This window comes from Mameliella sp. CS4, assembly GCF_019392335.1.
Lineage (GTDB): Bacteria > Pseudomonadota > Alphaproteobacteria > Rhodobacterales > Rhodobacteraceae > Antarctobacter.
This window is the reverse complement of record NZ_JAHXRQ010000052.1, coordinates 1-8511: the sequence shown is the minus strand read 5'-3', so window position 1 is coordinate 8511 and position 8511 is coordinate 1. Positions and strand designations below refer to the sequence as shown.

Below are 8511 nucleotides of genomic sequence, written 5' to 3'. Positions count from 1 at the left end.
TAGACTGCCAGACGCCTACATATTCGGCAATCCGCGCGGCTCGGTCATTGGGGTCGCTGAGCAATGATGTCTCTCGCCAACCATCGCCACTACCTTGTGTGAGGCGTAGCCACCCGAGGAACCTTCCCATTTCGATCTGGGGGTCCTGACCGGCATATTCTGGCCGCCCAAAGCCGTGCCGTTGGGCGACTTCGAGGATTTCATTGTGTGCAGGCACCAGAATTTCATCATATTTCCTGCGAAACCCTTGGATAAAGGCCCGTTCTTTCGATTTCTTTTCACTGCCAACGACGATGCTCTTGGGGACGGCAGGCTTCACAAAATTGTGGATGAACTTCTCGAAGGCGGCCTCATCCTGTGGCTTCTCTCTGGATTTGAAAGCTTTTTCATATTCGCGGAGCACTTCTTCGTTCAAAACGTCTGCGTCATTCCACAAATCATCAAATAGGCCGGGCAACGCATAGAAGGCCTCATCGCGATCCTGTTTCAGTAGGACAGAAAGTTCGCGATTTGCTTTCAGGCCGCTGTCAGTAAGGTTGGCGGAGCCGACGAGCGCGATATCATCGATGATATAGAGCTTCGTGTGAAACTTCGCGTCTGTGAAGTAGCGAGTTTTGACCCGGGGATTCTCAAAGGCCTGCCGTAGCGCTTCCGGCGTTGTGATCGGCGAAAACCGGACGATCAGCCGGACATCACATCCTTTGTCGGTTAGGGCCTTGATTGGGTCGTTTGTCGTGAAGAACGGCGCAGCCAGCAGCCCCGATCTGGGCTGCGGTCCTGCGTTCAAAAAGAAATTGATGGTGAAACCAGTTGCGCCCGTGTTTGCGTACAATTCTGAAAGCGCCATTTCAGGACCTATCTGCGAAAATGTGAAATGTTCCTGCTAGATTATGGAACTACGCTGGGCACCGGAACAGCTTTCTACAGCGCCGCACGATAGCAGCCCGGTTGATCAATCGGAGTCTTGGGCTGCTTCTGAGGCGTCACTGAACCGAGCGACAACGGTCAATCTAGGGCCGTCTGCGGTTGTTGGCTGTCGCGCCGCGAAAGGCGACTCCATCCAGCACTACTGTCTTTGGCCGGATCGTGCGCCAAGGTCCGCCTCTGTTCGAAGCTAGGCTTGGGTGGCAAACGATTGTAGAGTATAAACACAACTGCAGAACCGGCGAAGCAGCATAGTCGCAGGCGGAGCGCACCCTCGGGCAGCCTGTCGTAATCCCCACAGTCACAGACCTATGGAGGCGTCCATGTCGCTCGTTCTTCTTGCCATCTCTCTGTCCGTCGCCCTCGGCGTGCTTGCCTTCCGCTTCGCGGTTTTCGCGCTGCCGGTCATGGCCGGGATCGCCACGTTCCTGCATGTTCATGAGGGCGGTGCCGGTTTCGGCCTGTCCTTCCTCGCCGGGTTGGCGGGGGCCGCGGCATCCGTCGCGCTGGTGATCGCCATTCTCGGCTTCGCCCGAAACCCCTTCCTGCGCCTTGGGGCGCTCGGCCTCTTTGCGGTGCCTGCCGCCGCGGCGGGTTACGCGCTGGCCCATGGTGTCGCGAAACATGCGCTCGAGCCGGGCATCTTGCTGACGCTTCTCTGCAGCGGCTGCAGCGCGGTCGTCGCGGTTGCGGCGATGATCAACCTCAATGCGTTGGGGCAGGGGCTTCTCTACCCGTAGGCCTTGGTTGCCGTCGAACCTCGTCGCGTCGTCTCAGGGGCGGTTCTGAACTGTGTTGCAGAGCGGTCCTTGGGGGCCCGCAGGCCCGGGGCCCAGCAGCATCCCTCTCTCGTGGCAGGGCCTCTGACCCGTCGAACCCTTGCATCAGGTGCTGCTGCGAACGGTGCCGGGTGCGCTTGGGTCTGCCCGCGGTCTATGGCCTTCGGATACGGGCAGTGGTGGCAGGTATCAGGGTATGCGAGAGGGTCATCGCCTTTGGATGCGCGATCTGGGGTCTGTGGTTGCCCTGAACGACGATGATGGTCTTGCACCAGGTCTCCGTTTCCGCTCCCCCGAGATGACCTGTCCCTCCTCCTGATTGATCCCCTAAGCCCGTCCGTCCAAGGCCGGCAACCCCGCGCGGCGAGACCCGTGTTGGCGTGTGCCACGCCTGCCCGCGCCACGTCCCGCCTTGGGGGTCAAGCGGACGCCGGGGCGTCCGTGCAGGCCACGTCCCGCGGTCTTTGACGGGCCTCATCGGAGGGACGGTCCCTCCGGATGAAGCAACGGAGACAACCCATGCAGAACATCGTTATCCTCGCCGGCAACATCGGCCAGACCCCCGAGACCCGCACCACTCAGGGCGGCACCTCGATCACCTCCTTCACCCTTGCCACCTCCCGCCCGCGCTATTCCGAAGGCCGGGTCGTCCGCGATGAGAACGGCTACCGCGTCCAGGACACCGAATGGCACCGCATCACCTGCTTCAACGGCCTCGGCAAGACGGTCCAGCAGTATTGCGAGAAGGGGATGAAGCTCCTGGTCAGGGGGCGCATCCACTACACCAAGTGGACCGACGCCGCCGGGGTGGACCGCTACGGCTGCGAGATCATCGCCGAGACGGTCGACTTCCTGACCAAGGCCAAGCAGGCCGAGGACGAAAATCCCTCCTTCATCGACGATGAGGACGATCAGTCCTGAACCCGCTTCGAAACCCGGCGGCGCGAGCCGCCGGGCTTCACCGATGGTTCTGTCCGACTCCGCTCACATTTCGTATCATTCGGCGACATCCCGCCGCGCGCAGCTGCCGGATAGGCAGTGAGTCGCGCCTCGGTTGGCTCCCACGCGATCCGGCGATCGCAACGGCAGCTGACCTCGATGATCACTGGCAAGCCCCGGGGAATGCGACTAAAATAGTCGTAGTTCTGGCATGTGTGAATGGCCGGGTGGGAGGTGATCATCATGATCACCGCCCGACAATCACGGGCCGCGCGCGCATTGCTGGGATGGACGCAGCAGGAGCTAGCCGATAAGGCCCTGGTATCACTGACCGCATTGAAGAGGCTCGAATCCGAGAAGGATCTTCGTGTCTACGAGTCGACCGAAGATCAGGTGCGCCGAGTGTTCGAGGATGCAGGCATCACCTTTCTGCGTTCGGACAAGGGTGAAGGCGTCTTGATCGACTTGAACAAGGCGGAAAAGGCCAAGTGATCGTAACCGGTTGACGTGGGTTTCGGTGGCGGGCCTGTACGAAAAGGCAACTTCGGGAGGGGGTCGTTTCTGCGATCCTGTAGGGACATGGCACAGGGCGAGACGACATTTCTGGATGCGCCACCGGACAGCGACACGTTGACCGAGTACGATCGTTCACACATGGTCCTATACCTCCGCCTGTTCGATGCTGCCGAGGAAGGTGCTGATTGGCGGGAAGTGGTCGAAGTCTTGTTCGGCCTTGATCCGAAAGTGGAACCCCAGCGCTGCAGGGGTGTCTATGATAGTCACCTTGCCCGAGCGCGCTGGATGACCGAACACGGCTATCGGGAATTGCTTCGGCAGGGGGGCGACGGCCCGAACGGCTGAGTCACGCCGAAACCCGCCGATATCGGCTGGGCGGGACTCCTGAAAATCAATCAATGCGAGTATAGTTTCGGGCGTTTCAGAGATGTTGGCGAACGGGATTTGTCATGCCGTCGGATCAGTCCGGCTGGCGTTCCACGGCCGATTACGACTACGTCGAGCGCCTTGGCGCATCTGATCTGGCATGGGAATGGCTGCGCCGAAACAAGCACTACGCACAGGACTACGCGACCCTATCCAAGGCCGCACCGGACGACGCGTCTCTGAAGCAAGCGCTCCTCGACAAATGGGGGTTACGATTTCGCGGCCGATCCAAAACTCCCGGCTCCAAAAGCCTGCGCGCTCTGGGAGCCGCGGACCGATCCCTCGGTGGTCGTGCTGCAGACGGTTCCGGAGCTCCTGAACCGCACCGCCGAACCGACGATCCTGCCTGAAGGGATAACCAGAGACGGCGATGACGGCCTCCACCATCTTCTTGATGCCGGTGAACAACGCCGTCTCCAGATTCTGCAATCAGACCCTGACACCAATCCGCTGGTGGCGATCGTGCCGCTCGATCAGAATGGTTTCGCCCGTCTCGATGCCATCTACAGGTTGCTCGCGCAGCTGCATGGCAGAAAGGTGCCTGTCGACAAACGCCTCACCCGCCAGAAGCGACTGCGCGCCAAACGCATGTTGCAAGCATTTGACGGGCGCGTGGCCGGTGCGTCGCATCGCGAGATCGCCGAGGTGGTCTTTCGGCTATCCCGGGTCAGCCGGGACGAGTGGCAAAGCGCGCCGGAGCGCTTTAAGGTCATGGCGTTGTTGCGCGATGCGAGGTTGATGGTGGACGGAGGGTATCGCACCTTGTTTGGTCTTAGGCGGCGTGGGTGAAAATCCAATCGCCGTCTTGGCACGGGTCTCTGGTGACCAGGTTTGGAGAGTTGATTTCTTTCATTTTGGCTATGACTGTGGCGTTCGGACACGGCTTAGCTCTTTACCAACGGTTCCGATTTCCGCGGTCGAACTAGTAGCACGAAGCTTCGCGCCCGCGTGATCCCGACGCGCAGAAGCCGTCGCGATGGGGCATAGTCGGGTGCTTCGTGTTCGAGAAAGAACGGGCTGGAGTATACACCCTCCACTATCACCACACCGTCGAACTCTTTCCCTTTGGATTTATGCATGGTCATAAGCGAAACGCCCTTCGGATCACGTTCAAGCCCAATCAGCTTTTCCTGATCAAGCACGCTTCGGATCATGCGCGCCGCGCCTTCATAGGTCGCGCGTTCCATCCAGCGCCCAGCCAAGGCCGTCGCCAGTGTATCGGAGGCGCGGAACAGTCTGACCATCCGCGCATCCTGAAAGATTGCCTTCAAATCATCATGGGCTTGGAAAGCGGTTCTAACTCCCTTCCAGTCTTTGACGGGATCGCCTGTCAGGGCCGGAATGGCCGACAGCGCAGCCTCGAAAATCTTCGGTGAGCCTTGCGTCAGCGCCTTGCCTTCCACGATCTTGGTCCTTGCTTTGCCGAAGCGCGCCGCCTTTATGCCCGCGGCTTTCGAGCCGCGCCCGCCGTAACGTTGGCAAAAATCCTTCTTGATTAGGAAGTACTCTTCGATCTTGGCGTGCATGGCCTCGCGAGCAGCAGGTGTGTCCAGAGAGATGAATTCAAGCGCAGACGCCATGGCGACACCTGCAGATGCTGACAGTTCCTGATCCCAGACAATGTCATGCGGGATGGGTTTGAGATTTCTCGTGTTATAGACGTGCGAGACTTCAAGAATGTCGGAGATTTCTGCGACCAGATCGTTGCTTCTAGCGAGGACTGCGACGGTCGGATCATCGATCCCGCGTTTTCGCAGCGTGCCAAGTGTCACCGCCACAGCAAAGTGAACCGTTGCCGCGAATTGGTTCCGGTATTCATATCGGAGTGCCTTCACGTCCTCGCTATTAGGCAACGGGCCTTTGCCGCTCAGAACGCAATCCGCAACGGCGAGAATATCGCTGTCTCCGCTGCGGTAATTGTCATCGCGAAGATCGACTTCACGCATTTCGATAGCGCCTTTAAGAATATCCAGCCTGTCCGCGCGCACACCGGGCCGGAACGAGCCTTCGAATATTCGCTGCTCCGTATCAGCAAGAAACAAGGTTTGAGTGACGGCGCTTAGTTGCTGGACAAAACGCCATTGATCGTCATCGGAATCCTGAAATTCATCAAGGATCACAAGCGGGAAGAGCCGTCCCATCCATGAGCGCAAATGCGTACTGCCTTCGAAGAGCTCTGCCGTGGCCGCGGCGAAGAGATCAAAGCATACCGTCCCATCCTCGTCCTTCAACCTCTTGCTTTCTGCCGCCCAATCCCCATCGAACTGCGTGCGCCGTGTGCCTTCCTCGGACGGGGCCATCATTCTCAAGGGCCGTCCGCCCAGCAAGCGCCCATGGCAATGCAGGATATCCCAGCAGAAGGAATGATATGTGCGCACATCGATGCGCTTCATTTCTTCTTTGGTGAGGATTTCACGGCAGCGCTTCAAGATTTGTTGCACGGCAGCGCGCGAAAAACTCAAGAACAGAATGCTTTGACCGGGGCCGAGGCTATCCAGAATTCCCTTGCTCTTGAGCAACGCAAGCGTTGTCTTGCCCGAACCCGGCCCGCCAATAACCAGCGCGTGGCCCAGCTCATCAATGACCGATTGGCGTTTTTCGCAGATCGTGAAGGTCATGGCTCAGATTAGGTCCTCGACGTCGATATCCAGCGGGTCGGGATCATCCGGCCCGTCCTCGCCGCCTCCCGCATCGCCGTCTGTATCGTCCAGCTTGGGCAGCGCCATGTCGGCGGCGACCTTTTCCAGAAAGCTCTTCACCGTCTCGGGCATCTCGTCCAGCGTCTCGCATTGTTCGATCAGCATCGCAGCGAAGCCCGAGCCCTTCTTGGCTTTAAGGACTTTTTTGGACAGCGCGATCACGTCGTCATCGCTTTCGCCGCCTTTGAGATACCCTTTATCGGTTGGGTAGTCGGGATGGTCCTTGGCCTGGTTCAGAAACCGCCGATGGACCGCAGGCGGCACTTCGGCGGCCAGCAAGTCTTCCGTGCCCTTATAAGCGCTCTCGAAATTGTGGTGGTAGGCATCCAGTTTCGTGGTCTGATCTGCCGTCCAGGCTTGTTTGGGTTGATCGTGGAAGGCAAAGGTCGTCTTTTTCAATGCGCCGAAGAATGGTCCCCATTTCGGGACATCGGACTGCGAACCCGCATCAAAGACGCTCACCCCGATCAAGTCCAACGGCGCGTAAGCGTCAGCTTTTTCGAGCGCTTCATACACGTAGCTTGCCGCTGCCAGCATCTTCGCTTCGGTATCGCCTTCAGCGACAATCACGCCGCGCGCCAGGACGGCTTCCGCCAATTGCCTGCGGTTGGTGCGCAGCGCGCTGTGCTTGATGACGCCCGCCGGAATACTATCCGATGACAGGACTCCTGCCGTCCGCGACACAGCCCGCAGATTCGCCATATCGAACTCTTCGATCACGTAGGGAGAGTGCGACGTGATGATGGCCTGTCCCATGTTCTTCAGCAGGTATTTCGCAATCCGGCGCTGTGCATGGGGCGGCAACGCGATCTCAGGTTCTTCCATCGCGAAGATGATGGCCCGGTTGCCCCGCAAATCCGCGATATGGGTCAGCAGCGCAAAGACCAGCGCGTTCACTGCGCCCGTGCCGAGGCGATTGAACGGCACGGCATGGTTGCTGTCCTGACTCTTCAGGAAGAGTTGGACCACCTCCCGCAAATTCTCCCGCGTCAGGTCTGAGGCATAGAAACCCGTCGCATCCTTGTCGGCAGACAAGCCGACGAAACGCGCCATGCGATCCTTGATCTGCGTCTGAATGCCTTCGAGTTGAGGAATGTCGCCAATCGGCGGATCAAGGGCGCGCAGTTGCTTCAGCGTGCTTTCCCACATCGACTCCTTCCCGGTGTCGCCGAGCCGCAAGATCGTATCCAGCAGCGAGCCGCGTTCCAGGCTGAGAGCGCGCCGTCCGGTGCGCAGGGTGCGCAAATAAATGAAGCCGCACTGGATTTTCCACTCGCGCGGGAAGAAGCTCAGCCCCGCAAACGGCTTGCCAAAGTGTTCCTCGTCTTCGCCAAGCTCTTCAACGGGGTGTGCGAAATACGTCGTCCCAACGAAGTCATCTTCTTTGCGGTCATAATAGCCGATAAAGGTCAGCGGCAGAGCGCGGACGACATCTTCGCCATCAGCATCCCCAGGCTCTGCGCCATCTTCATCAACAAACCCGCCTTTGCTGTCGCTCCATGGGCGCGTCTTCGAGAAGAGTTTCTTTTCCATCTCTTCTGGCAGATGCAGCAACACGACATCAATTTTGATGTAGACGGGATGGCCGTCCTCATCGAGATAGCGGCCTGAATGAAAGTCATGCTCATTGACGATGGGGCGGCGGTAGGCGCGCTCCGGACCGAGAACCAGTTCCAGCGCCTCACAGATTGTGGATTTACCGGCATTGTTCCCACCAACAAGTAACGTGTGCCCTTGAAAATCGACCAATCCCTTTTCGACGCCTCTGAAATTTTGAATAGTCAGCTGCCTGACAATTAGTGCCTTGTTTTTATTCTTTTCTTCTTCATTTGGTTGCGGCATCGAGGATCCTATTCGAAGTTGGGCATCCATAATCGCATTACTGCGTTTGCATGCTAAGCGATTACACGAGGATGCCTGGCAGAAGGCCAAAACCCCAACGCCTCGTCAAGGTTGGTACTACGCCACATGGCATAGGCGGCCAGTATTACCTTGTGATGTGCGATTTCCGCACCCCCATCTTCGCACTCCATCCCGCCCGTCGCACTTCGCCATCGTGGCCCCAATCAGCCGCCTTTGTCCGGCGGCCTCACGGACCCCACGGAGGCTTTCCATGCGACCCGATCACGCTCCCCTGCCGCCACGCTATCTGCGGACCAAGGAGGCCGCGCAGTTCCTCAGTCTATCCGCGCGCACCCTTGAGAAGCACCGCACCTATGGCACGGGCC

At 58.9% G+C, this 8511-nt stretch carries 9 protein-coding genes and 1 pseudogene; 7 read left to right on the top strand and 3 right to left on the bottom strand.

What is annotated here, in order from left to right; all coding sequences use genetic code 11:
• Nucleotides 1-847 (bottom strand): phospholipase D-like domain-containing protein (locus tag KZZ07_RS26250; protein ID WP_219519772.1); only part of this gene is annotated, 847 nt, incomplete at its 3' end.
• A gap of 400 nt (nucleotides 848-1247) precedes the next feature.
• Here KZZ07_RS26250 and KZZ07_RS26245 point away from each other — a divergent pair.
• The 6 genes from KZZ07_RS26245 (at nucleotide 1248) to KZZ07_RS26220 (ending at nucleotide 4373) form a co-directional block, all read left to right on the top strand.
• The gene (locus KZZ07_RS26245) at nucleotides 1248-1664 is read left to right on the top strand and encodes a hypothetical protein (protein ID WP_219519769.1); all 417 of its coding nucleotides are present in this window, start codon (nucleotides 1248-1250) and stop codon (nucleotides 1662-1664) included.
• Between the two features lie 558 nt (nucleotides 1665-2222).
• Entirely contained in the window at nucleotides 2223-2624 is a 402-nt protein-coding gene (locus KZZ07_RS26240) for a single-stranded DNA-binding protein (protein WP_219519767.1), read from the top strand.
• Between the two features lie 261 nt (nucleotides 2625-2885).
• Nucleotides 2886-3134 carry a helix-turn-helix domain-containing protein gene (locus tag KZZ07_RS26235; RefSeq protein ID WP_054540357.1) on the top strand — a complete coding sequence of 83 codons (249 nt, stop codon included), beginning with the start codon at nucleotides 2886-2888 and terminating at the stop codon, nucleotides 3132-3134.
• Between the two features lie 87 nt (nucleotides 3135-3221).
• Entirely contained in the window at nucleotides 3222-3503 is a 282-nt protein-coding gene (locus KZZ07_RS26230) for a DNA -binding domain-containing protein (RefSeq protein WP_219519764.1), read from the top strand.
• A gap of 104 nt (nucleotides 3504-3607) precedes the next feature.
• Complete coding sequence (locus tag KZZ07_RS28195) at nucleotides 3608-3934, top strand: transcriptional regulator domain-containing protein (RefSeq protein ID WP_219519761.1); 327 nt, start codon at nucleotides 3608-3610, stop codon at nucleotides 3932-3934.
• On the top strand, nucleotides 3870-4373 hold the full coding sequence (locus tag KZZ07_RS26220; protein ID WP_219519758.1) for a DUF2285 domain-containing protein: 504 nt from the start codon (nucleotides 3870-3872) through the stop codon (nucleotides 4371-4373). The genes KZZ07_RS28195 and KZZ07_RS26220 overlap by 65 nt, the downstream gene beginning before the upstream one ends.
• Before the next feature lie 95 nt (nucleotides 4374-4468).
• Here the strand turns inward: KZZ07_RS26220 and KZZ07_RS26215 are convergent, their stop codons facing one another.
• The gene (locus KZZ07_RS26215; RefSeq protein ID WP_219519755.1) at nucleotides 4469-6202 is read right to left on the bottom strand and encodes a UvrD-helicase domain-containing protein; all 1734 of its coding nucleotides are present in this window, start codon (nucleotides 6200-6202) and stop codon (nucleotides 4469-4471) included.
• 3 nt (nucleotides 6203-6205) lie between these two features.
• Complete coding sequence (locus tag KZZ07_RS26210) at nucleotides 6206-8125, bottom strand: ATP-dependent nuclease (RefSeq protein ID WP_219519752.1); 1920 nt, start codon at nucleotides 8123-8125, stop codon at nucleotides 6206-6208.
• A gap of 271 nt (nucleotides 8126-8396) precedes the next feature.
• Between KZZ07_RS26210 and KZZ07_RS27940 the strand changes: the two are divergent.
• Nucleotides 8397-8511: pseudogene (locus KZZ07_RS27940) on the top strand (DNA-binding protein); the annotation flags it as partial.

Excerpts from the sequence above, each read along its gene's own strand:
- KZZ07_RS26245 (WP_219519769.1), top strand. The coding sequence starts at position 1,248 with ATGTCGCTCGTTCTTCTTGCCATCTCTCTGTCCGTCGCCCTCGGCGTG.
- KZZ07_RS26240 (WP_219519767.1), top strand. The coding sequence starts at position 2,223 with ATGCAGAACATCGTTATCCTCGCCGGCAACATCGGCCAGACCCCCGAG.
- KZZ07_RS26235 (WP_054540357.1), top strand. The coding sequence starts at position 2,886 with ATGATCACCGCCCGACAATCACGGGCCGCGCGCGCATTGCTGGGATGG.
- KZZ07_RS26230 (WP_219519764.1), top strand. The coding sequence starts at position 3,222 with ATGGCACAGGGCGAGACGACATTTCTGGATGCGCCACCGGACAGCGAC.
- KZZ07_RS28195 (WP_219519761.1), top strand. The coding sequence starts at position 3,608 with ATGCCGTCGGATCAGTCCGGCTGGCGTTCCACGGCCGATTACGACTAC.
- KZZ07_RS26215 (WP_219519755.1), bottom strand. The coding sequence starts at position 6,202 with ATGACCTTCACGATCTGCGAAAAACGCCAATCGGTCATTGATGAGCTG.
- KZZ07_RS26210 (WP_219519752.1), bottom strand. The coding sequence starts at position 8,125 with ATGCCGCAACCAAATGAAGAAGAAAAGAATAAAAACAAGGCACTAATT.